At 47.4% G+C, this 22767-nt stretch carries 27 protein-coding genes and 1 tRNA gene; 10 read left to right on the plus strand and 18 right to left on the minus strand.

Features of this window, described 5'->3' with window-relative positions:
• Positions 1-19: 19 nt before the first annotated feature.
• The 9 genes from ureB to tatB form a co-directional block, all read right to left on the minus strand.
• Positions 20-1729, minus strand: a complete 1710-nt coding sequence (gene ureB / locus EAO38_RS02325; protein ID WP_121020728.1) for an urease subunit beta — start codon at positions 1727-1729, stop codon at positions 20-22.
• Positions 1730-1750: 21 nt separating this feature from the next.
• Positions 1751-2458: an urease subunit alpha gene (ureA, locus tag EAO38_RS02330; RefSeq protein ID WP_121020730.1), complete on the minus strand. Its 708-nt coding sequence runs from the start codon at positions 2456-2458 to the stop codon at positions 1751-1753.
• 136 nt (positions 2459-2594) lie between these two features.
• Positions 2595-2682, minus strand: a tRNA-Ser gene (locus EAO38_RS02335).
• A gap of 27 nt (positions 2683-2709) precedes the next feature.
• Positions 2710-3096 carry a hypothetical protein gene (locus EAO38_RS02340; RefSeq protein ID WP_121020732.1) on the minus strand — a complete coding sequence of 129 codons (387 nt, stop codon included), beginning with the start codon at positions 3094-3096 and terminating at the stop codon, positions 2710-2712.
• Positions 3084-3299 (minus strand): PP0621 family protein, encoded by a 216-nt coding sequence (locus EAO38_RS02345; RefSeq protein WP_121020734.1) that lies wholly within the window; start codon positions 3297-3299, stop codon positions 3084-3086. Before EAO38_RS02345 ends, EAO38_RS02340 begins: the two co-directional genes overlap by 13 nt.
• Positions 3287-3832, minus strand: coding sequence for a 16S rRNA (guanine(527)-N(7))-methyltransferase RsmG (rsmG, locus tag EAO38_RS02350; protein WP_121020736.1), 546 nt, complete (start codon positions 3830-3832; stop codon positions 3287-3289). The genes EAO38_RS02345 and rsmG overlap by 13 nt, the downstream gene beginning before the upstream one ends.
• Positions 3829-4854: a tRNA preQ1(34) S-adenosylmethionine ribosyltransferase-isomerase QueA gene (gene queA / locus EAO38_RS02355; RefSeq protein WP_121020738.1), complete on the minus strand. Its 1026-nt coding sequence runs from the start codon at positions 4852-4854 to the stop codon at positions 3829-3831. Before queA ends, rsmG begins: the two co-directional genes overlap by 4 nt.
• Entirely contained in the window at positions 4847-5554 is a 708-nt protein-coding gene (gene tatC / locus EAO38_RS02360) for a twin-arginine translocase subunit TatC (protein ID WP_121020740.1), read from the minus strand. The genes queA and tatC overlap by 8 nt, the downstream gene beginning before the upstream one ends.
• A complete protein-coding gene (gene tatB, locus EAO38_RS02365; protein ID WP_121020742.1) occupies positions 5547-5954 on the minus strand; it encodes a Sec-independent protein translocase protein TatB in 408 nt (135 codons plus the stop codon). Before tatB ends, tatC begins: the two co-directional genes overlap by 8 nt.
• A gap of 113 nt (positions 5955-6067) precedes the next feature.
• Between tatB and rpoD the strand changes: the two genes are divergently transcribed.
• The 7 genes from rpoD to EAO38_RS02395 are packed head-to-tail and all read left to right on the plus strand — an operon-like array spanning position 6068 to position 12386.
• Positions 6068-7936, plus strand: coding sequence for an RNA polymerase sigma factor RpoD (gene rpoD, locus EAO38_RS02370; protein WP_121020744.1), 1869 nt, complete (start codon positions 6068-6070; stop codon positions 7934-7936).
• On the plus strand, positions 7933-8229 hold the full coding sequence (locus EAO38_RS09325; RefSeq protein ID WP_268877810.1) for an arsenate reductase/protein-tyrosine-phosphatase family protein: 297 nt from the start codon (positions 7933-7935) through the stop codon (positions 8227-8229). The genes rpoD and EAO38_RS09325 overlap by 4 nt, the downstream gene beginning before the upstream one ends.
• On the plus strand, positions 8193-8387 hold the full coding sequence (locus tag EAO38_RS09330; RefSeq protein ID WP_268877811.1) for an arsenate reductase/protein-tyrosine-phosphatase family protein: 195 nt from the start codon (positions 8193-8195) through the stop codon (positions 8385-8387). The genes EAO38_RS09325 and EAO38_RS09330 overlap by 37 nt, the downstream gene beginning before the upstream one ends.
• The gene (locus tag EAO38_RS02380; RefSeq protein ID WP_121020746.1) at positions 8380-9666 is read left to right on the plus strand and encodes an SH3 domain-containing C40 family peptidase; all 1287 of its coding nucleotides are present in this window, start codon (positions 8380-8382) and stop codon (positions 9664-9666) included. Before EAO38_RS09330 ends, EAO38_RS02380 begins: the two co-directional genes overlap by 8 nt.
• Positions 9667-9708: 42 nt before the next feature.
• Positions 9709-11067, plus strand: a complete 1359-nt coding sequence (locus EAO38_RS02385) for an FAD-dependent oxidoreductase (protein ID WP_121020747.1) — start codon at positions 9709-9711, stop codon at positions 11065-11067.
• 7 nt (positions 11068-11074) lie between these two features.
• A complete protein-coding gene (locus tag EAO38_RS02390) occupies positions 11075-11749 on the plus strand; it encodes a restriction endonuclease subunit S (protein ID WP_121020749.1) in 675 nt (224 codons plus the stop codon).
• Positions 11712-12386 (plus strand): restriction endonuclease subunit S, encoded by a 675-nt coding sequence (locus tag EAO38_RS02395; RefSeq protein ID WP_162982658.1) that lies wholly within the window; start codon positions 11712-11714, stop codon positions 12384-12386. Before EAO38_RS02390 ends, EAO38_RS02395 begins: the two co-directional genes overlap by 38 nt.
• A gap of 124 nt (positions 12387-12510) precedes the next feature.
• Here EAO38_RS02395 and EAO38_RS02400 read toward each other — a convergent pair whose 3' ends face one another.
• Genes EAO38_RS02400 through EAO38_RS02420 form a run of 5 tightly spaced genes read right to left on the minus strand, consistent with a single transcriptional unit; the run spans position 12511 to position 17377 of the window.
• On the minus strand, positions 12511-14163 hold the full coding sequence (locus tag EAO38_RS02400) for a phosphoethanolamine transferase (RefSeq protein ID WP_121020753.1): 1653 nt from the start codon (positions 14161-14163) through the stop codon (positions 12511-12513).
• Complete coding sequence (locus tag EAO38_RS02405; protein WP_205588324.1) at positions 14164-14793, minus strand: class II aldolase and adducin N-terminal domain-containing protein; 630 nt, start codon at positions 14791-14793, stop codon at positions 14164-14166.
• Positions 14790-15599 (minus strand): ATP-binding cassette domain-containing protein, encoded by an 810-nt coding sequence (locus tag EAO38_RS02410; RefSeq protein WP_235852477.1) that lies wholly within the window; start codon positions 15597-15599, stop codon positions 14790-14792. Before EAO38_RS02410 ends, EAO38_RS02405 begins: the two co-directional genes overlap by 4 nt.
• Positions 15593-16606 carry a TerC/Alx family metal homeostasis membrane protein gene (locus tag EAO38_RS02415; protein WP_121020755.1) on the minus strand — a complete coding sequence of 338 codons (1014 nt, stop codon included), beginning with the start codon at positions 16604-16606 and terminating at the stop codon, positions 15593-15595. Before EAO38_RS02415 ends, EAO38_RS02410 begins: the two co-directional genes overlap by 7 nt.
• On the minus strand, positions 16607-17377 hold the full coding sequence (locus EAO38_RS02420) for an ATP-binding protein (RefSeq protein ID WP_121020757.1): 771 nt from the start codon (positions 17375-17377) through the stop codon (positions 16607-16609). It abuts the gene before it with no gap.
• A gap of 111 nt (positions 17378-17488) precedes the next feature.
• On the opposite strand from EAO38_RS02420, the gene selA reads away from it, so the two are divergent.
• From selA to EAO38_RS02435, 3 genes are read left to right on the plus strand one after another with little or no spacing between them, the layout of a single operon-like run.
• Positions 17489-18790 (plus strand): L-seryl-tRNA(Sec) selenium transferase, encoded by a 1302-nt coding sequence (gene selA, locus EAO38_RS02425; RefSeq protein ID WP_121020759.1) that lies wholly within the window; start codon positions 17489-17491, stop codon positions 18788-18790.
• 32 nt (positions 18791-18822) lie between these two features.
• Positions 18823-19485 carry a hypothetical protein gene (locus EAO38_RS02430; RefSeq protein WP_121020761.1) on the plus strand — a complete coding sequence of 221 codons (663 nt, stop codon included), beginning with the start codon at positions 18823-18825 and terminating at the stop codon, positions 19483-19485.
• The gene (locus EAO38_RS02435; RefSeq protein WP_121020797.1) at positions 19451-19945 is read left to right on the plus strand and encodes a glycosyltransferase family 10 domain-containing protein; all 495 of its coding nucleotides are present in this window, start codon (positions 19451-19453) and stop codon (positions 19943-19945) included. Before EAO38_RS02430 ends, EAO38_RS02435 begins: the two co-directional genes overlap by 35 nt.
• A 17-nt stretch (positions 19946-19962) precedes the next feature.
• Here EAO38_RS02435 and flgK read toward each other — a convergent pair whose 3' ends face one another.
• From flgK to EAO38_RS02455, 4 genes are all read right to left on the minus strand, one after another.
• Positions 19963-21783, minus strand: coding sequence for a flagellar hook-associated protein FlgK (gene flgK / locus EAO38_RS02440; RefSeq protein WP_121020763.1), 1821 nt, complete (start codon positions 21781-21783; stop codon positions 19963-19965).
• 9 nt (positions 21784-21792) lie between these two features.
• On the minus strand, positions 21793-22221 hold the full coding sequence (locus tag EAO38_RS02445) for a hypothetical protein (protein ID WP_121020765.1): 429 nt from the start codon (positions 22219-22221) through the stop codon (positions 21793-21795).
• A gap of 61 nt (positions 22222-22282) precedes the next feature.
• Positions 22283-22498: a flagellar biosynthesis anti-sigma factor FlgM gene (locus tag EAO38_RS02450; RefSeq protein ID WP_121020767.1), complete on the minus strand. Its 216-nt coding sequence runs from the start codon at positions 22496-22498 to the stop codon at positions 22283-22285.
• A 58-nt stretch (positions 22499-22556) separates the two neighbouring features.
• Positions 22557-22745, minus strand: coding sequence for a hypothetical protein (locus tag EAO38_RS02455; RefSeq protein WP_121020769.1), 189 nt, complete (start codon positions 22743-22745; stop codon positions 22557-22559).
• Positions 22746-22767 lie beyond the last annotated feature (22 nt).

The raw sequence follows: 22767 nt of genomic DNA on the forward strand, positions 1-22767 counted from the left end.
CTCCCCTCCTTAAAGTGCCCTAGAACAAATTGTAGAGCTGCGCTAGACTCAATTCATCGGCCGCTTTGGAAGTAACTTCCTTGCCGTCCACTTTTACCTTATAGGTTTCAGGGTTGACATCGATGTGCGCGGTTACATCGTTGAATTTGAGATCCTTTTTGGTGATATTGCGGCAGTTTTTCACAGGCAACACCACGCGATCAAGACCGAGTTTTTCCTTAATCCCTTCGTCATAAGCCACTTGGGAGACAAAGGTGATGTTGGTGTCAAATTTGTTTTTCCCGTGGTGGCCAAACATTTCGCGATAATAGACGGGTTGGGGAGTGGGGATAGAAGCGTTAGCATCGCCCATTTGAGAGAGCGCGATGAATCCGCCCTTGATGATCATATTGGGTTTAATCCCAAAGAAGGCTGGACTCCAAAGCACGAGATCGGCGTATTTGCCCACTTCTACAGAGCCTACATAGTCAGAAATTCCATGCGCGATGGCGGGGTTGATGGTGTATTTAGAGATGTAGCGTTTGATGCGGAAATTGTCGTTATCGCCCTTTTCCTCTTTCAAGCGGCCGAATTCTTTTTTGTTCTTGTCCGCAGTCTGCCAAGTACGGGTGATCACTTCGCCCACGCGCCCCATCGCTTGGGAGTCAGAGCTAGTGATGGAGAAAATCCCCATGTCATGGAGCTGGTCTTCAGCCGCGATGGTTTGGGGGCGGATACGAGAGTCTGCAAATTGCACATCCTCTTTAATGCTTTTGTCCAAGTGGTGGCAAACCATCAACATGTCCATGTGTTCGGCTTCGGTGTTTTTGGTGAAAGGGATAGTGGGGTTAGTGGAGGCCGGAAGAATATTGTATTCCCCGGCCATTTTAATCACATCCGGTGCGTGTCCGCCCCCAGCCCCTTCAGTGTGGAAAGTGTGAATTGTGCGCCCAGCAATAGCTTCTAGGGTGTCTTCCACACAACCGGCTTCATTCAAAGTATCGGTGTGGATAGCCACTTGTACATCGTATTCATCAGCGATGTTGAGGCAGTGATGGATGGCCGCGGGTGTGCTACCCCAGTCTTCATGGATTTTAAAGCCAATCGCGCCGGCATGGATTTGATCGCGCAAAGAGGGTTCATAAGAAACATTCCCCTTAGCCAAGAAGCCTAGGTTCATGGCGTATTCTTCAGCCGCACGCAACATGCTTTTGAGGTTGTTGCGCCCGGGAGTGATGGTGGTCGCATTCGTGCCATCAGCAGGCCCTGTTCCCCCCCCGATCATAGTGGTGATCCCGCTAGCAAAGGCGGTAGGGATTTGTTGGGGGGAGATAAAGTGAATATGGGTGTCAATCCCGCCTGCTGTTACAATCAGCCCTTCAGCGGCCAACGCTTCAGTAGCAGGGCCCACGCAGAGATTATTGTCCACGCCATCTTGCATGTCCTTATTGCCTGCCTTGCCAATGCCCGCAATTTTGCCATCTTTAATGCCAATGTCGGCTTTGTAAATGCCGGTGTAGTCCACAATCAGGGCATTAGTGAGCACCAAGTCTAGTTCATAGGAGCTAGGGCTATTGGTTTGGCTCATCCCATCGCGAATGGTTTTTCCGCCCCCAAATTTGATCTCTTCGCCATAGGTGGTGCAGTCATGCTCGACTTCTAAGATCAGGTTGGTGTCGCCTAGCCTAACGCGATCCCCTGTGGTGGGACCATACATAGAGACATATTCTTTTCTGGAAATCTTTTTCATTGGGTTTCTCCTTGATTTGAGTTATTTTTTAGACGCTTCGCAGCAAGCAGGGACAGCACCAAAACCTTTTTCTTTGGCGCGTTTCAAGCCGAGTTTTTTACCATCGGCATCGGCTTGGCGATCCACAAGAGAATTGAAACCATAGACGCGTTTGTTACCCCCGATGTCAATCAGCTCCACGCTTTTTTCTTCCCCAGGTTCAAAGCGCACAGCTGTGCCAGAAGCGATGTCTAGGCGTTTGCCAAAAGCTTTTTCGCGATCAAATTCTAGGAGTTTATTGACTTCAAAGAAGTGGAAGTGAGAGCCCACTTGTACGGGACGATCGCCTTTGTTTTTTACTTTCACGCTAATGGCTTCTTTGCCAGCGTTCAAAGTGATGTCGCCTTCTTTTAAGAACACCTCACCGGGGGCTAATTTTCCGTTGTCTTCTACGGGAGTGTGGATGGTTACCAGTTTAGTCCCATCCGGGAAGTTGGCTTCAATCCCCACTTCGTGGATCATGTGCGCCACGCCGTCCATCACATCTTCTTTTTTAAGCAGGGTCCTGCCTTCTTGCATCAAATCTGCCACACTTTTTTTACCTGCGCGCGCCTCTTCCATCACATGCGCGCTAATCAGTGCCACCGCTTCAGTGTAGTTTAGCTTAATGCCTCTTGCTTTGCGTTGCTTTGCCAATTCACCCGCATAATGGAGCATCAATTTGTCTAGCTCTTTGGGGGTTAACTTCATCCTAAACTCCTTGTCAAGATTTTGTATTGGTAGCCAAGCTATCAACAAGGCGGATCATAGTCTAAAATTTTCCAAATTCTGTTAACATTTTTAAACAGCTGGATAATATTATTTATTCTTTGTTTATCTTACGAAGTGGCGGAGAGAAAGGGATTCGAACCCTTGAAGGCTTGCACCTTACACGCGTTCCAGGCGTGCTCCTTCAACCACTCGGACATCTCTCCAAAGCGCGCATGTTAACACGAACTAGCTTAAGTACGTGTAAGCCATTCTGTGAAAATCACCCCATCAAGGCGCATTTCTAAAGCCTGCAATATTTCTTCTTGCTGGTGAATGAGCATGAGGATTTTAGCGTCCAAGAGGTAATCATTGGCAATACTTTGGAAGGCGGGGGCGTGTGCGGGGGCGATGATATAGGCGGGCGTGAAATTGATCATCAGAGCTAAATCATAGGTGTTAGAGACGACCACCGCGTACTTTACCCGTTCTGTGGAACAATGTTGGGCAAGATGGCAAGCGTTTTCTAAATGGGCGTAAAAATAGACAATAGCATCGCCGGAGCTTTGGGCAATTTGGGCGATCTCGCTCACAGATTTAAATGCCGGAGAGGGGATTTTAGGGTGGCCTATGATGAGCATGATTGTCCCTTTTCTAAACAATGTTGGCTACAAAACACGCGCCCTTGAGAGAGAATTGCTTCCTTGCTAGAGATATAGGTCTTGCAATGCACGCACTCTAGCAAGTTTTCTACAGAAGAATTGGGAGGGGATTTGGGTTTGGCGCGTTTAAACAGCACCCACACCACCCAGCCAATGACAATTAAAACAATTAAAGCACGCATGCGCTCTCCTTTTGGCGGTAAAAATACACCCGTTTCCCATAGTAGAAACATTCATGGGGCAAACAAGCGATCTCTTGTTCTAGCAAACTTCCCTTGTACAACAAGAAATACCCCCCTAATTCTAAAAAAGGCGCGCCCAAAGCCATGAGTTCTTGCGCGCCCATTAAGGCCCTAGAGGTGATGAGTTGTACGCGCATGGGAGGCAGGTCTTGCACACGCATGCGCTTGATCGTGGTGTTTGGCAAATCTAGGGTGGTTTTGACATGGTGCAAAAAGGCCATTTTTTTGGCATTGGGTTCTAGGAGGATAAAATGCGCATGGGGGCAACAAATGGCTAGAGGTATGCCTGGAAAACCCGCCCCAGAGCCTATATCTAAACAAGATTGGAAAGGGCGCACGAAGTCTAAGACCCGCACGCTATCTACAATCTGGGTTTGGATTTGGGCTAGGTTTTTAGCGCCGCTCAGGGCGTGGGTTTGATTCCACTGCAACAAAAGCGTACTAAAATGATTTAATTGGGCTTGTGGATTCATAAGATCAACATGCCATCCCCATAGGAATAAAAGCGATAATCTTGGGCGATGGCTAGCTGGTAGAGTTCCAAGCACTTTTGTAGCCCCAACATGGAAGCCACCAGCATGATTAAAGTGGATTTAGGCAAGTGAAAATTGGTGAGCAACGCTTGGGCATGGGTAACCGGATTGCCCGGGTGCAAAAAGAGATCGCAGGGTTTAAAGACATGGCCGCGCTTATAATGTTCCACCCCCCTAAGCGCGCTTGTGCCCACACAGAGGATATAGGGGGCGCGATCTAAGGCTTGTTGTGTTTCTTTGGGGATCACTAGCGCTTCAGAGTGCATGGCATGGTCTCTAATGTCTGCGCACTCCACGCCTAAGAAAGTCCCAGCCCCCACATGTAAGGTTAAAAATGCATGTGGGAAATGGGTTAAAAGGTGTTTCTTGGCGCGCTTGGAAAAGTGTAAGGAAGCAGTGGGTGCGGCGATTGCCCCGGCATGCTTGGCAAAAACGCTTTGGTAGGTCTGTATGTCTGTAGGTGTGTCCGCGCGCTTGAGATAGGGCGGAATGGGCATGTGCCCTAGGAGTTCTAGCATGTCTAAAACCCCTTCCCAGTTGAGGGATTTTTGGTGGTGATAAAAGCGTACTTGACGCATGTTAGAAGGGGGATTTAGCGTTTCACAGACATACCCTTCTGCTAGTTCAATCACTTCGCCTTGTGCAATGCGCCCCTTGATTTGGGCGTTAAAATGATGGGGCCCGTTGGGGTTATGAATCAAGATTTCCACCTTGCCCCCGCTTGGTTTATGCCCATATAAACGCGCTTTAATGACCTTAGTGTCGTTAAGCACCACTAACGCGTTTTGCGGGAAGAAGTCAAAGATATGCGCAAAATGGCTATGGGTGATGCGCCCGCTGGCGCGCTCATAGACCAATAATCTAGCCTGTTCTGGGGGGTCAAGGGGGGTAGAAGCGATGAGGTGGGGGGGTAAGTCATAGTGGTAGCTGGAGAGTAAAAACTCTTTGGGAATCTCAGACATCGGAGTCTTTAGGGGCTGGGTTGACCCATTTAGCAATGAGGATTGAGAGACCATATAAACCAATGAGGGGCAAGGCCATGCAGATTTGACTCATCACATCTGGGGGGGTGATGATGGCTGCAACAATGAAGATGATCACAATGGCGTACTTGAAATAGGCCTTGAGAGTCGCGTCTGTGATCAAGCCCACTTTGGCCAAAAAGAAGGCCAAGACCGGTAATTCAAAAGCTACCCCAAAACCTAAAATGAGACGGGTAAAAAAACTCACATAGCTAGAAGCCGAGATATTGGCTTCAAAAAGCGTGTTTCCAAAGTTAGCCAAGTAGTGGATCACAAAGGGAAAAACCACGTAATACGCAAAACATGCTCCTCCCACAAACATGGTTGTCCCAAAAAACACAAAGGGCAGGACCATCCTTTTTTCATGCTTGTACAAACCCGGGGCGACAAATAGCCAGAGTTGCCAAAAGATCACAGGCATGGCCACCACCAAAGAGGCTAAAAAACTCACCTTGATAGCCACCATGATTCCTTCTATGGGAGAGATTTGGATCAGCTTGCCCGCATAAGAGGCTCTAATCCATGCAAAAATGCGATCCCACAGGCTAAAACAGAGAGCAAATGCGCCCACTAGTACGGCAATACAGACGATGAGACGCTTGCGCAATTCCTCAAGATGGGGTTTTAAGTCTTCAAACATCGTGTTTATCTAAAGAGGGAGGTTTATCTAAGTTCACCTTGGGGCGAGGGGGTTCATCGGCACGCACTTCTGTAGACAACGCGTCTAAAGGATTGGCGTGCGCGATACTTGTTTTGAGGTCCTCTTGGACTTGCTGGAGATCTCTTACTTCTTTGTTGAAAGCGCTTTCTAATTTGTTTTGCTCTGTATCAAAGAGTTTTTTGTACTCCAAACTCTCTTGTTTCAGGCTCTCTATGTGCAATTCCTGATCTAAAGTCTCCTTAGCCTCATTGAGGGCTTTTTTTACGGCCTTGAAAAAGCGCGCCAAATCCACTAAGGCTTGGGGGAATTTTTCCGGTCCTAAAAAGATGATGGCGACAATAAGAACCACCACAATTTCAAAAAAGCCTATTCCAAACATGTGAGTATTATAACCTATAAAGTCTTAATGTTTTCATAAGTTAATTTTTACTATAATGGGGCGTGTTTTCTCTTTTTTGTGGTTTACCACAATCCAAGCCAGATAGGATCGTCATGGAAAAATCCGATAAAACCCCCAAAAATTCCCCTAAAGTGAGCTTTCAAGAAGAGTTGGAACATATTTTTAAGACGGACGGACAGAACATTTCCTACGAACGCCTCTTAGATGTGTTTCAGAAAATCCCCACTTCTGCCCAGATCAAAAAGATCAAAGAATTGGCAACTAAGTACAACAAATGTTTCGTGCACTCTTCAGAATGTGCCCTAAGTTCGCTTTCTATCGATCGTAAAACCCCCCGCAAGAAATCTAAGGCCCTTGAGGAGGATACGGACGAAAACCTAGACTTCATCAAGGAAAAGGATTTCACCGAATGGTCTAGAAGCGATAGCCCGGTGCGCATGTATTTGCGCGAGATGGGAGAGATTCCTCTACTCAGCAAGGAAGAAGAGGTAGAGTTGAGCAAGCAGATCAAATTGGGTGAAAACATCATTTTGGATGCGATCTGTTCTGTACCCTACCTGATTGACTTTATCCACAACTACAAGGACGCGCTCATCAATCGCGAAAGACGTGTCAAAGAGTTGTTTAGGAATTTTGATGACGACGAAACGAGCACCAAAAAGGAAGAAGAGAGCGAATTAGACGAGGAAGATGAAAGCACCATTGAAGTCAAAAAGAATCTTTCTGAAAAGGATCACAAGCGCGTAGAGAAAGTGATTGAGAGTTTCAAGGCCTTGAACAAAGCCAAAAAAGAATGGCTTAAAACTCTCAACATCCCCGCCCAAGAGGACGAACTCCTGCATGCCTTGACGTTAGCCTACAAACGCCGGGTGCTTAAAGAGAAGCTTTACGATCTGGGCCCCACGAGCAAGCTCATCGGGGAATTGGTCAAAGCGATGGAAACCTCGCTTAAAAGTGGCGATGGGTTTGAAAAGGAGTTAAAACGCTTGGAGTATAAACTCTCTTTGTTCAACGATGCCTTGATTGAGAACCACAAGAACATCTTAAAAAACATCACCAATATGAGCAAGGAGGAGATCGCTAGCATGGTGCCTGAAGCGACTATGATCGCCAGCTACATGGAAATTAAAAAGCTCTTCCAAACCAAAGAGGCAAGTGAGGATGGCTTTGATCTAGAACCGGGCAAACTCAAAGAGATTTTAGAGCAAATCAAGCGCGGCAAACTCATCTCGGATAAAGCCAAAAATAAAATGGCGCGCTCTAATTTGCGCTTGGTGGTGAGCATTGCCAAGCGTTATACTTCGCGCGGGTTACCCTTTTTGGATTTGATCCAAGAGGGCAATATTGGCTTGATGAAGGCAGTAGACAAATTTGAACACGAAAAAAATTACCGCTTTTCCACCTACGCCACTTGGTGGATCAAACAGGCCATTAGCCGCGCGATCGCCGATCAGGCCCGTACAATCCGCATTCCCATCCATATGATCGACACCATTAACCGCATTAACAAGGTGATGCGCAAATACATGCAAGAAAATGGCAAAGAACCGGATTTAGACTTGGTGGCTAAGGAAGTGGGTTTGCCCTTAGAAAAGGTCAAAAATGTCATCAAAATCACTAAAGAACCCATCAGTTTAGAATCCCCCGTGGGCAATGATGATGATGGCAAATTTGGGGACTTTGTAGAAAACGATAAGGTCATAGGTTCGATGGATCACATCATGCGCGAAGATCTGAAAGCCCAAATTGATGGGGTGTTAGATCAGCTCAACGAGCGCGAAAAATCCGTGATTCGCATGCGCTTTGGTCTGCTTGAAGATGAGAGCGATCGCACCCTGGAGGAAATTGGCAAAGAGCTCAATGTAACTAGGGAGAGGGTGCGCCAAATTGAGAGCAGCGCGATCAAGAAGTTGCGTTCTCCCCAGTATGGCCGTTTGCTCCGAAGCTACTTGCGCATATGAGCCCTCAAAATCTCTTATTCTTGTGTTTGGGCAATATCTGCCGCTCCATGTTGGCTAGGGGGATTGCCCAACACCTCATTGAGATGCAGAATCTAAAGGTGCGTGTCGATGGGGCGGGTATCTCCTCCTTTCATCAGGGCGAACCCCCTCACCCGCCTATCATTAGGCTCGCCCAAGAACATGGCCTTGACATCTCCCACTTTAAAAGCAAGCCCATCACCCAGGAGTTGGCAATCGCTTTGATTGGATCGTGGCCATGGATCACAGCAATGTACAAGCCCTGCGCGACCTAAACATCACCCACCCCCATGTCTACAAATTAGGGGATTTTGGCTTGAGCGGGGCAGACATCCCCGACCCCTATACTTTCACGCGCGCGCAGGATTTAGAAAAGGTGTATACAATGATTGAGCGGGGCGTGGGGGAGTTGTTAGCGCGCTGCCATGCTTAAAGCCCTCTTGTTGAGCGTGATGGTATTGACATTGGGTGCAGAAGAGACGCTTTTAGACCTCAGGCTCCCCCAAGAGGCGCGCTATTACCTCCCCAAGCACGCTTTTCCCATCCCAGATAAAGCCAAGCTCAAAAGCGCGTATTTAGAACAATGGTATGCCCCTTGGACGGGTATGGAAGTGATGCGCGATTTTGAAGAAGTCTTTTGGATGCAGGATCTCTTCAAAGCGGGGGGGTATGATGCCCAGTTGCGCCCCAACAACCCTAAAGCCTTAGATGCGCTGTGGGCGAGCATGGACACCGCACACTACCCCAGTGTAGCCCTCAAGGCCGTGGTCGTGAAAGACGCTGATGTACGCGCCACCCCCACGGACAAGCCCTATTACAATAAGATAGGCTCTCCCTTCGATCGCTGGCAAAATTCGATGATCTTTGCGGGCACGCCCGTGCTCATCACCCATTACAACACGGATAGAACTTACGCGCATATCCAAAGCAGTTTTGTTTATGGCTGGGTTAAGGTGGAGCAACTCGCCCTAGTCAAACCCGCCACGATCCAAAAGCTCATGGCAATCACCCACTACATCACCCCTCTTGAAGACAAGATCCCCCTTTACGATCGCGCGCATAGAGTGGTCGCTAACACCCACATGGGTGAAATTTTAGCCCTAGCAGGGCCCCAACAAGTCTACACCTATGCCAAAGACTCCCAGGGTTTTGCTAAACTCATCTCCACCCCCTTTACCCCCCGCCACTTCACCCCTTTCCCACGCCCCTTAAGCCCGCGCGTGATGGCCGCCGTGATCGACACCATGTTAGGCCAGCCCTATGGCTGGGGTGGCTCAGATCAAAAGCGCGATTGTTCGGCCTTCACTAGGGATAGCTTTGCGAGCTTTGGGATTTTATTGCCCAGAAACTCTCTAGCCCAAGTGCGCTATGCTAATAACATGGTCGATCTTAGCCAAATGTCCGCTCCAGAAAAAGAACGCTACATTATCAAGCACGCCACACCCTTTGCCACCATTCTTTGGCTCAAGGGGCATATCATGCTCTACTTGGGCACGCATGCACACAAGGCCATTGTGGCGCACAATATTTGGGCAATTTCTGTGGGCAAGTCCAGGAGCGTGCACACCTACACCATTGGTAAGACCGTGATCACCACTCTAGAGCTGGGTAAGGAAAACAGGGGCCTCTCTTCTAAAACGCGATTGCTCATCGATCGCGTGGAAGCGATGTCCGATCTCTACGACTACAGCTTAAAGTTGGCGGCGCATTGATTATGCTACAATCCGCCTTTTTAACCCAAATAAAGGAAATGCATGAAGCGGGATTTTGATGTGATCATCGTTGGGGGTGGGGTCTCTGGCTGTGCTCTGCTTTGGACCCTAAGCCAATACACAGATTTGAAGAAAATCGCCCTTGTGGAGCGCGAGCGCGATGTGGCGCGCGTGAGTTCTAACGCTAAGGCCAATTCCCAAACCATTCATGACGGCGCGATTGAAACTAATTACACGGCACAGAAGGCCAAGAAGGTCAAGTTAGCGGCCGAGAAAATCCGCCGCTACGCTTTTAATAAAAATCTACAGAATAAAGCCATCTTTGAAATGCAAAAAATGGCCATCGGAGTGGGGGATAAAGAATGCGCTTTTATCGCCAAAAGACATGAAGAATTTAAAGAAATCTACCCCGGACTAACCTTCTTTGATAAAGCTAAGATCAAGGAAATCGAGCCGATGGTGATCGCCGAGCAACATGGTCTAGATCGCCCCGAAAATGTGGTGGGAAGTGGGTTTGAAAAATATTGGTGTGGCATGAATTTTGAGCTGTTGAGCAAGAACTTCGTGCAGGAGGCAGTATCCCTCAATCCAGAGAACGAAGTCTTTTTCCGTTTCAAAGTTGGAAAGATCGAGCGTTGTATGGACGAGTGGGCGGTGATCTCCACAGAGGGCGATGAGATTTATGGAAAATTCGTGTTGGTGGACGCGGGATCTTACTCTCTGCCCTTAGCCCAATCCATGGGCTATGGCTTGGATTTGGGTTGTTTGCCTGTGGCCGGGAGTTTTTACTTTGTGCCCAGTGAATTACTGCGCGGTAAGGTATACACCGTACAAAACCCCAAATTGCCCTTTGCAGCCTTGCATGGCGATCCGGATGTGTGGATTAAGGGTAAAACCCGCCTAGGCCCTACCGCTTTGGCGATGCCCAAACTAGAACGCCATAAAACTTCCTGCTTGAAGGGAATTAGTTGGGAATTGTTCAAAATGGACTTTAACATGGATGTGATGGGGATCGTCTTTGATCTCTTCACAGAGAGAGATATTAGAAACTATGTTTTTAAAAATATGGTTTTTGAGCTCCCCTACGTGGGCAAGCGTAAGTTTTTGCATGATGCGCGCAAAATCATCCCTTCTTTGGCATTAAGCGACTTGCAATACGCCTCTGGATTTGGGGAAGTGCGCCCCCAAGTCCTGGATCGTGCTAAGAAAAAACTCATTTTAGGGGAACGCAAGATCACCACGCATCAAGGGATCACTTTCAACATGACCCCCTCTCCGGGCGCGACTAGCTGTTTAGAAAACGCCCTCAAGGACGCTAAGGAAATCACGCAATACCTAGGCGCGCATTTGGATGTGGAACACTTCTATGAGGATTTATCCCCCGAAGAATTGACATCGTAGATAGGGTATGGGAGGCAGTAGCGCGTACTCGCGCGCGCAAGGGCATTTATCTGCTTGGCAAGCTTTGTGCGCCCTAGAGTGGGGGGAGGTGAGAGTGGGGGAGATTTTTGAGGTGCGCTCTAGCGCAAGGATACTCCATGCCAACACCCTACACATTGAGGAGTTGCCCAAAGAAGGCTTTTACCCCTATGTGGTGCGGAGCGCGCGTAATAATGGCATTAGGGGCTTTATTAAAGAAGACCCCGCCTTTTTAAACCCCGGTAAAACGCTCAGTTTTGCGATGGATACTTTTAGCGTGTTTTACCAAGAACGCCCTTATTTCACTGGCAATAATGTAAAAATATTAGCCCCTAAATTTACAATCACTAGAAATATTGGGCTTTTCATCGCCACCGCTTTACAAAAGCGTGTCGCCCACCTAAGTTGGGGGACTAATTGCACCCTTAGCGACATTGAAAAATTGCGTTTTTCTCTACCCCACACCCCAAATAACCAAATTGCTTTTGAAGCAATAGAAGTCTTTATAAGGGAACTTCAAGCGGAGCGCTTGAGGGAACTTCAAGCGTATCTAAAAGTAACAGGATTGGAGGACACCACTTTAACCCCCCAAGAAGAACATGCTCTAAAGATTTTTACAGAGCATTTTGAAAATCGGGGGGGGGGGGGGGCAAGCCGGGGGTAAGCAGAATGCTTACACCCGTTGCGCTCTAAGTGTAAGCCTTGTCTCTTCAAGTGTTGCACCAATAAAATGGCAAGAGTTTAAGGTAGGGGATTTGTTTACAAAAATAGAATTAAAGAAGCTAAACCCATTGGATAGCCGCCGTTTTAGATCTAGAACAAGAAAGCAAGAATATATAATTCCTGCTGTTGTTGCTAAAAGGGGTAATAACGGCGTGATGTATTATGTCGGCTTGAATGATTATGAAACGGCTACAAATAAGCTTGTAGTGATTGCTAATGGTGCTGTAGCTAGCGGTCTAGTCTATTATCATGAAGACACTTTTACTATTCTGCATGATGCCTATGCACTTGATTTAAGACAACACCCACTTAATAAAGAGAGGGGATTATTTCTTGCAACAACACTTCAAAATAAGATTTTTAAACTCTATGACTACAACAATAAACCCACTTGGAACAAAATAATGCATGAAACAATCCCCCTACCCGTCCATAAAGATGGCACCATCGCCTATGATCTTATGGAGAGCTTTATTAAAGCCCTAGAGAAACAACACATTGATAAAGTTAAGCAAAAATGGGGCACGACATTAAATGCCTATGAAAGGGTGTTAGACACCCCTTTAAAGCCCGTTTAACACGCTTTAACACAGGGAGCAAAACCGCGCCCAAACTGGGATTAGAAAAGCACGGCAAGGGGGACCGTATAAGCACCCACACCCATATTAGCCACAACATGGACAACTCTAAAGCGTCTTCCTCTTAAGGCCTCTTCTCATAAAATCTATTCCCACAATACACCCTTTTTCTATGGGTATCAAACCTAGAACTCAATAAATCCTTACTTTCTAAATTATCCTTTGTGTGAATCCCCACTAGGGGCAAGAGAGTGTGGATAAGATCATCACTCATAAAGGGTTTATGCACAGCTTGGGCGAGTTGTTTGAGCTTTTCAGGATGTTTTTGTTTGAAGAGATCGCTAACATAGATCACAAAGGGAATCTCTACTCCAAAGCTAGAACAACGATGTCCATAAGTCTGATTGCTCTCAAAGATGTCTTGAGCATGATCGGAGAGGTAAATGATGACCGCGTCTTTATTCTCAAAGAGTTTAAAAATCTCGCTCAAAATATAATCGGTGTAATACAAAGAATTGACATAATCTGCCACAATCTGCTTGTCTTTCTCATCTTGGACATGCAAACCTTGATAGGGGATGTCTGCAGGGGTGAACTTGGCAAAGGCTTTGGGGAAGCGGCGCTTGTAGATGGCATGGCTTCCAAATAAATGCAATAAAATAAAGTTTTTAGAAGCAAGTTGGGGTTGCCCATGCTGTGTTAGGACATCTAAGATCCAGCCATCTTGGGTACTATTTTGAATGTCCAAAGGGCCATTGGCCCAATATTTATAGGTGAATGGGTGGGCTAGAAAGGCAAAGACATTATTTCTGCTCAAATCATCTTGGGCATCTAGCCAAAAAGTCTTATAACCCGCTAAATTGAAAATCACCCCCAAGTTTTTTTGTTGGTACCAGGGGATGGCGCTATTTTCTACATCACCATAGTTTAGCAGAGTTTGAAAAACACTATAGGTGTTGGCAAAGGCTGAGATCACATTATCAAAGACAAACAGATTTTGCTCTCTCTCTGCTAAGCTACTCAGAAAAGGCGTATTGGGTACAGGGTAACCATAGACCCCCATAAAATTCTTAGACGCGCCCTCCCCGATGATTAAGATCACATTGGGCACGTCCATGTCTACATGTACATAACCCTTAGGATAAGGTTGTTTGAAACTCTGATAGATGGCCCTAGTTTGATCCTCTTTCAGATTTTCCATGATGGCAGAGATTTCCTTTACCACAGGAATGACGCGCGTTGTATTGGGGTCGATAAAAACACCGTGCAAACCTTGTAAATAGTAATTGCCAAAATTATGCGCCCAAAAAAGCACAAACAGAACCGCTAGGGTTTTAAGGCGTTGGCGCAATCTTAAGTACCACCTAAAACGCACAAGGTATAAAAAACCCACACAGGTAGCCACATAGCCTAGAATAAAGCCCATGCGTGGCCAAATCATACTGCTTAAGAATTCTTGACTCTCCCTAGTGTTGGTGGCTAGCAGGGTACCCACCAGAGAGGGGGTAAAACCCATATGAAAGTAATAAGAGGCAAAGAAATCGATCAGATTGAGACTCAAGCTTACAAGGAGTAAAGTATTTTTCAAAAACCTCACTAGGACGGGAAACTCAAGCAAACTCAAGAGAAAGTAGAAAACATAGAAAATCAAGAAACTATAAAAAGCGACTTTGAGGACATACCAGAGTGTCTCCCCCCACACTTGCACATCCACAGCAAAAAAACTCGCCACCACAGGGGCTAGCCACATCAGAAAAAAGCGTTGATCTAAAAGCATTCACACTTCAAAGCGTTTGTCATTTTCATAGGCGTGATCCATCATATGGCTCAGTTGCAAGATTTGGCAAGACCCTTCCAAAAGATCAAAGATTCTAAGCAGACCATGCCATTCGCGATGGTAGGCCACAATCCCGCATCCCTTGATGAAAATGTAGGATTGGGTTCTCTCTTGCAAGTAACGCAGGATGTCCGCGGCAGCGCGCCCTTGCCAATCCTTATAGTTCTTTGGATCATAGATGTCTATCCTTTGGCCTAAAAACGCGCAACTCAAATAATCTAGGGGGATTAAATGGGTGTGGGTGAGAGAATAGGCGATCGCATAGGGAGGGCGCGCGTAGGCGATGAAACGGGCTTCATCAAAATGCTGGTAAATGCGCGCATGGATGGGCGTGTCGTTGCTGGCTTCTTGCCAGCGGTAATCTGGGGTGTCTTGGCAAACCACAAGAGAATCTACATTCAAGTCGTCTAGAATCGCATCGCGCTTGTTGATCACAAAACGCCGCGCGCTCACCCGCGCTGAGATAGACCCCTTGAAGATGCCAAATAGCCCCTGTCTAGACATAGAAAGGGAGATTCTAGGCAACTGCTTTAAGAGCAACCCATCCACTTCGCGCGCCAACACGTTCAAGACAAGCCTCTAAAATGTAACCAAGCTAGATCGCCCGGGTTGAGCGCGCAGGGGGAGTTCAGAGCTAGGGTTAATGTCTGTGTGTCTTTAGCCAATACCTTAGCCAAGAGACCTTGCGCATTGGATTGGATTAATGTTTCAAAAGTACCCAATTCACAGCGATGCACCCCCTGATGCGCGCGCATGAGTACAATGTGATCAGCTAGAGCGTAGGTTTCATGCAGGTCATGGGTTACTAATAGGGTGGTGAGCTTGAAGTGGGCGTTCAAACGCTTGAGCTCATGTTGGAGATGGGTGCGCGTGGGAATGTCTAGCGCGCTTAGGGGCTCATCTAAGAGCAATAGCGCATCGGGAGTTTTCAAGGCGCGCACTAAAGCGCGCGCCAGAGCGACACGCTGGGCCTGCCCCCCTGAAAGGGTACGTATAGGGCGTTTTAACAGGCCTTCAAGCCCCATTAAACCCACCACTTCTTGAAAAATATGCGGATCACTATTGCCAAAAGCGATGTTCTCAGAGACATTTAGATGGGGGAATAACGCGCCATCTTGAAAGACAAACCCCAAGGGGCGTTGCTGGACGGGCAGGCAAAACCGGTTTTGCGTATCTAGCCATACCTTGCCTTTAAAGCGCAAGATTCCCATACCAGGCTGTTCTAGTCCGGCAATGAGGCGTAAAAGCGTGCTTTTGCCCACCCCAGAAGCCCCAAAGATCACGCTAATTTGCCCACAGGGTAAACTGGTGCGCACATCTAGACAGAAAGGCCCCCGGGCACCCATACGCTGTGTTTGCAAGTGGATTTCTAGCACTGTTTAGGCTTAATAAGACTTGCTACGATCCCCGCTCCCAGTACGCCCAACACCACGTAAAGGCTAGCACTAGGCCCAATCTCTAGGCCCACCCCAAAGAGATGTTTGCTTGCGCCCAAAATAAGCTTGAGACTAATGAAGCCCAACACCACGATCACACTCTTTTCCAAGTAAACTAGATAACCCTTTAACACTTCTAAGACAAAGTACAAAGAGCGCAGACCCAAAATGGCAAACATCATCGCGCTATAGATGATCAAGGGTTCTTTACTCACCGCGATCACAGCGGGCACACTATCAAAGGCAAACATCACATCGCTAAGTTCGATCACTGCCAAGCACAGAAATAAGGGCGTGGCGATGTATTTGGCCTTAGCAAAGGCACTTTGGTGGTGCAAGTCGCTAGCGTCCTGCCCTTCCAAACTGCGCTCTAATTCGCTTAAACGCGTTTTATTGATGAAGAAGTCATGCCCTACGAGTTTAGGATAAACCGGGAAGAATTTGTATACAAGCTTATAAGCCAAGTGCTGGGAATAATCTTCTATTTTTTCCTCTTCCTCCTTGGCTTGATTTTTAAGCATGACTACACAGCTATAACCCACCAAGACCCCAAAGAGAATCTCTACATAGGCAGAGAGATGCAAGAGACCACTCCCAATCAATACAAAGACCAGCCTAAAGATAATCGCGCCCAAAATGCCATAGTAGAGCACGCGGTGGCGGTACATTTCTGGCACATCAAACCACGCAAAAATGGCCATCATCACGAAGAGATTATCTACAGACAGGGCTTTTTCAAGCACATAACCGGTCAAAAAAAGCGACATGCTCGCTTTGCCATCGTGCCAGAGCAAGTACAGCGCAAAGAGCAAGGCCGTACCCACCCAAAAGAGCGACCACAGTCCCGCGCTTTTCAAGGTGATCTCTTGATCGTTTTGGTGCGCCTTGAAGTCAATGACTAGGGCAATGATCATGAAGGCCAAAAACACCAGCACATCTAAGCCCATTTAGGCCCCCTGTGCGTCCAAAAACGCCCCATCGCTAAAGCTATTGGCGTGTACATTGCAAAAGGCATTCTTAAGAGAGGTAAAAAGCGTGGGGTTGTTGCGCTCCATCTCTTGTAAAAAATGCTTGGTGGCCGACCTCGCAATGGGAGGTTTGTCTGAATCGGGCTGTTTGGCCGGGCAATTGCAATCTGGGGCGGTGGGGATATTTTGGGAACGCACAAAGTCGATACTCTGTCTTTCTCGAATGTGGATCAAGGGTCGAATCACAAATAACCCATTCTCAGCCCTGTAAATGGGGGGCATGCTGCGCAAGCTCCCATTGTAGGTAAAATTCATAAAGAAACTCTCTACCGCATCGTCCAAATGGTGGGCGATGGCCAATTTATTATACCCCTGCTCTAAAGCGTAATGATAAAGCACCCCACGGCGCATGCGCGAACAAAAACTGCAATAGGAGCTGTGTTCGCGGCGTTTCTCGCGGATTGTTTGGGCGATATTGGTGTGTAAAATCTCATGGGGAATGTTTTGTTCTGCACAGAGTTTAGTAAGCCATGCCAAGTCTTCATTGAGTCCATAATGCACCGTGGCGGCCTTGAATTCAAATTTAAAGGGGGCATGGGCGCGCATGCGGGCTAGCAAACAAGAGAGTAGAATGGAATCCTTGCCTCCGCTCAAGCCCACAAGCACGCGATCGCCCTCACTGATTAGATTGTAGGTGGCGTTGGTACGGCCTACAATGTTGAGAATCTTTTTACTAATGCTATAAACCATACTGGTCCTTTAAAGAGAGATAAAACCCCTCCCCTGCTGGCAAGATTATAGCAAAACTCCAGCAAAACGCACCAAGCCCCCAAATCCTTACACTTATGCTAAAATCCCCCCATGCAATCTCTACCTGCCATGCACACTTTATTAAACGCCCCTTGCTTTGCACAAGGGTATGATCGCGCTGTTTTAAAGGTTTTGGCCAATGCAATGCTGGCAGAATGCCGTCAAAACCAGCGCGCTTATGCAGACCTAGCCCAGTGGTGTACCCAGTTGCAGGCGCGTTACCACGCTCTTTTAGCCCCCCCTTTTAAAAAAGTCTATAACGCAACTGGGGTATTGCTCTCCACGAATTTAGGGCGCGCACCCCTAGAGACCAACGCGCTTAGAGAATTAGAAATTTTGAGCGGTTATGTGGATTTAGAGGTGGATTTAGAGCGCGCTACGCGTTTTGAGCGCGCTTTTCAGGCGCAAAATCTTTTAAAGGTGCTTTTCAATTCTCCAGATGCGCTCATTCTAAACAACAACGCGAGCGCGTTAGTTTTGGTGGCTAGCGTGTTCGCGCCCAAGGCCAAGCGCAAGCAAACCCTACTCTCCTATGGGCAGTTGGTAGAAATTGGCGGGGGGTTTAGAGCGCATGAACTCTTAGAGAGTGTTACAAATCTCAAGCTTGTGGGTAGCACGAATAAAACCTATGTGCGCGATTATAAAAACGCCTGCAGCGATTGTAGCGCGCTGATTGCTAGCGTGCATTGGAGCAATTTTTCTATGGAGGGGTTTGTGGCCAGCGTGCCCCCTAAATCTCTCTTTAGTCTCGCCCAAGAGAGGGGCTTGATCTTTTATGAAGACTTGGGCAGTGTGCAGAGTTTGGAGCATGCACAAAAGGCCTTAAAACATGCCCATCTGTTGAGTTTCAGCGCAGATAAACTGTTAGGGAGCGTGCAGGCGGGGATCGTGCTAGGCGATAGGGCGCATATAGAAGCCTTGCGCGCCCACCCGCTCTATCGCGCCTTTAGGGTGGATAAGATCACGCTTTTTTTGCTCACCAAGACTTTACAAGATTATGTGCAAGGGCGCAAGACTCCTATAGAAATCTTTTTAGCCCAAGATAGGGACGCTCTGCTCAATAAAGCCCTCAAATTGCACCGCGCTTTGAGCGCTCTAGAGGGGCTAAAATGCTTTGTGATCCCCACTCAGGCGCGTATAGGCGGGGGGGTGGAGGGGGGCGTGTTGGAGAGCTTTGGGGTACAGATCCAAGCCAAAATAGAGGCTAAAACTCTTTACCACGCCCTCTATGCAAGAGGGGTGGCCGGGGTGGTGCGCGCTAAGGGGGTGGTGCTAGATGTCTATGCCTTGTTTGAAAGAGACATGGATGCTGTGGCTAGGATTGTACAAGACACACTAGAAATGCCTGTTTAAGACACATTGAATCCCTCTTAAAGGTTACTTGCATGTTCCAGCCTCTCTTAGATGCTTTTGTGGATTCGGCACGCCTGCCCCTTGTTTCAGAAAGAAAACCCCTAACATTGGGGCTCTCATGGTGGTGGGGGGGTGTGGTGATCACAAGCTTTAAAACCCTGTGTTTTGATCATATTTTAAATTCCCAATACGCGATCACATATGCAACCTGCCAACCTTGCGACATTGCTTTTGGCGCGTTGTACAAGCCACTATCGAGCGAACCCATTTTGAAATTCCCCCAAAAGCGCATCGGTTACACGGGAGAAAACGAACACATTAATTTTGATATTTATGACTTTGGCATGGGCTTTGATCATCTGAGTTTTCATGAACGCTATTTGCGCGTGCCTCTCTACTATGTGAGCTTGTGGGGGTATCTTTGCAAACTCTGCGCGCATGTAGAACCCCCCTTTCAAGTGGACATGGCTAAAAGCCTTGGAATCACCCCCACAACCCCCTTTCAAGCTGCTTATCCAAACCTATCCCAACTTTTCAAAGATCAAAGAGACCCCCTCAAAAGAGAATTTGCCAGCTTTGTTGCCTCCAATCCTAACGCCCCCATGCGCAACGCCTTTTACCAACACCTAAAGGGCTATCGCCCCGTTGGGGGGGGGGGGGGTGTTCAACACAACCGGCACGCGTGTAGAGAATAAGAGCGAATTTTTAAGCCAGTATAAATTCAATCTCTGCTTTGAAAACTCTAGAGGGCATGGCTACACCACAGAGAAGATCATAGACGCGTATTTTGCCCACACCATCCCCATTTACTGGGGCAACCCAGCCGTGGCACTGGACTTTAACCCTAAGAGTTTTGTCAATGTACACGATTTCAAGGATTTTAAAGAAGCCCTAGATTATATCCGTTATTTAGACACCCATGATAACGCCTATTTGGACATGCTACACGCCCACCCGCTCAACAGCACAGAAGGGCGGCCTAGATTTTATCAAGACCTCAGCTTTGCTAAGATTTTAGCCTTTTTGCAAAATGCGATCGCTTCAAGTGAGACTTACCATGACGATGTGGCGCACCACCAACACGAACTCCATTCTATTTCCAGTCTCTCAAAATTGCTAGCCCAAAGACTGGTTAGAAAAATATGGAGAAAATGATCTCCAAATGCAAAAAATCACTGCTTCATGCTCAAAAGGGTTTCAATCATGCGATCGATAGCCGTGATCACTTTGGCATTGGCCGCATACCCCCCTTGATACTTGATGAGATTGACCATCTCTTCATCATTGCTCACCCCAGAGATCGCCTCATGTTCCTTTTTAACCACCCCTAAAATGGCCTCTTTGCTCTCTAAAGTGCGCTGGGACTTCTGCGCCCCCGTGTGGATTTTGGCGGCCACAAACTGGTAGTATTGCTCGATGGTCATGGGCGTGTTGCTGAATTTATTTTGATAGAAATCCACCTTGTCGTATTGGAGCTGTTGCATCATATTGGCCACATCAAAATTCCCATTGATGGGGGTTAACCAAGGGCGCAAGGCGGTGGGTTCTTTTTTGTAGGTGTTGTTGATGGCGATGTTGCGCGCGCTATTGCCCTCAAAAAAGGTATTGAGCCCTAGTGCCCCGGTAAAATTGCTCCCGTGATCCTTGATGGAGACAAAAAGCCCCTGAGAGGGGTTTTTTGCATGGATGCTAAATTGTTTGGCCTTGTTGTCAAAATGCGCGCTGAAATAATCGTCAAAATCATTCATCGTGTTGTTGTCGTGGTTGTCGTCCGCATTGCTATTGATTTGGGCGATCACATCTTGCATAGTGGTGATGGGGGTGATGTGAATCGTTCTTTTGGCCAACACCTTCCCATCTGTGTTGTAGGCCACCACATCAAAGCTCCCCTCTTTGATATTGTAATTGGTGTCCTTAAGCGCGGTGCGATCTTCAAATTCTACAATCTTGCCCTCAATGCTATGGGCGGCACTTTGGGCGTAGATCGCATTCGTGGATTCGATCAAGCCCCTAGCAAAGGTGTCTAGCGCGTCCAAATAGTTTTGCAATTTGCCCTTAGTGGTGCCATGCGATCCATCATTATAGACCCCCATGAGCGCGCCCACCTTGCCTTGATCGATCTTATCGGTGATATTGATTGTCTTAAAGTCATCGCCCTGAAAGTAGATTTGGGCGAGATGATCTTGATTGTCGCTATTGTCTACCACAAGGGGGTGAAAGATCGCCCCATCCACGATATTAAAACCATAGCCCACATTGAAGACATAGCCATCGTCAAAATCGGCCACTTTAATATCATTGGCCGCATTGGTTTGCACATGCATTTTAGACACATTTCCCCCGATGAGTTCTTTGAGATGAAACTCTAGAGCATCGCGTTTATCGCGCAATTCATTGGCCTGTTTGAGGGTTTTAGGATCTTCCATTTCTTTAAGATGTCTATTGATATTGGCGATCTCTGCGCCGATGCGATTGACCTCTTTCACAGAACTGATAAGCTCTTGGCTTGCCTTGTGCTGCAAGGCCACCAAGCGCGCGCGTGTGTCTTGGATATTGCGTGTGAGGGTCTGGGTTTTTTGTACTAGGGCTTGTTTGGTGGCGGGGTCTTTGGCGTTCTTGGCTAAATCCTTCCACGCGTTGAAATAATTTTGCAAATCATTTTGAATCCCCACCTCTTCCATATCTGGAAAATACGAAGAGGCTTCGCGCAAATTGTCAAACTGGGTGCTATAAAAGGCGTGTTCTTGATTGGCTCTAGCATAGCGCGCAAAGACAAATTCGTCATGCACGCGCTGGATCGTCTCTACATTCACCCCCATATTCACATTGCGATCGGTATAGGCAAGGCTAGTTTGAGGGCGGGCGATCACGCGCTGGCGGCTGTAAAATTCGTCATTGGCGTTAGAAATATTATTGCCTGTAACATCCACCATCACCTGATGGGCTTGCAAGCCCGTATAGGAAGTGTTAAGAGAAGAGAGGATACCGCCCATGTGAATCCTTTAGGCCTGCACCTGTAAAAAGCTACTGCTCACGGTGCGCTGGTTGTAATACCCCACACTCTCATGGGGGACGAGTTGTTGCATTAGCGTGGAGTAAAAATCTGAGACCGCGAACACCACCCGCGCGTAATCCGCATTGAGTTCTTTAAGACGCTCCAAGTGGGCGCGCATGTCCTTCAAGCATGCATTGCCTTCAGGGTCTAAAAGCTCATTGAGGGGCTTACCCGGGTTGCTCTCAATGAGTTCGAGCATGCCCTGATCAAAGAGAGCTTTACAATTTTCAAAAGATTTCACCCGTTCTTGTTTTTGGATGTTGCGCGCAAAGATCGCTTCATGCTTGGCGTGCTTGATGTCTTCAAGGTCTTGCAAAGTCAAGTCAATTAAGGTTTGCAAATCCTCTAGGGATTGTTGGAGGTAAGAAGAAAGCATGCGATCTCCTAATGCGATCTCATACCGACCGCCTAGAAATCGCTAGAGTGTCAGTATCGCCCTAACCAAGCAAACTTTGTGCCATCTTATGCGAGGTCTTTTCTAGGTCTACCTTGTAATCGCCCGCTTCTAGCGACTTCTTGATTTGGGCCACCCTGTCTGTGGCGGCTGTTTGCTGGGCATGGGCGTGTTTGGTGCTCTCAGAGGCGCGCACACCGCTATGGTTGACATGAGAAAAGGAGTTGAAAGAATGGTGGCTACCAACAGATTTAACCATGGGGTTTCCTTTCAGTAGATTTTTTCCACCATATCGGCCAATCGCATAAATTTTGTAATCACTGCATGCGTTTTTCTAGTTCCTTGCGCAATTCGGTTGCGGTGGCGGGACGTTTCTTCTCTCCGGTGTCTTGAAAATTATTGCCAGAGACCTTAAAAGCAAAGAGCAGTAAAAAAAACAGAGCACTGCAGAAAGTCAAAAAAACAAGGGTGGGCACTAGCCATAGTTCCAAAGTAGAATTTTTCATAGAATCCTCCTTAAGGAATAGA

Source organism: Helicobacter vulpis (assembly GCF_003660395.1).
Lineage (GTDB): Bacteria > Campylobacterota > Campylobacteria > Campylobacterales > Helicobacteraceae > Helicobacter > Helicobacter vulpis.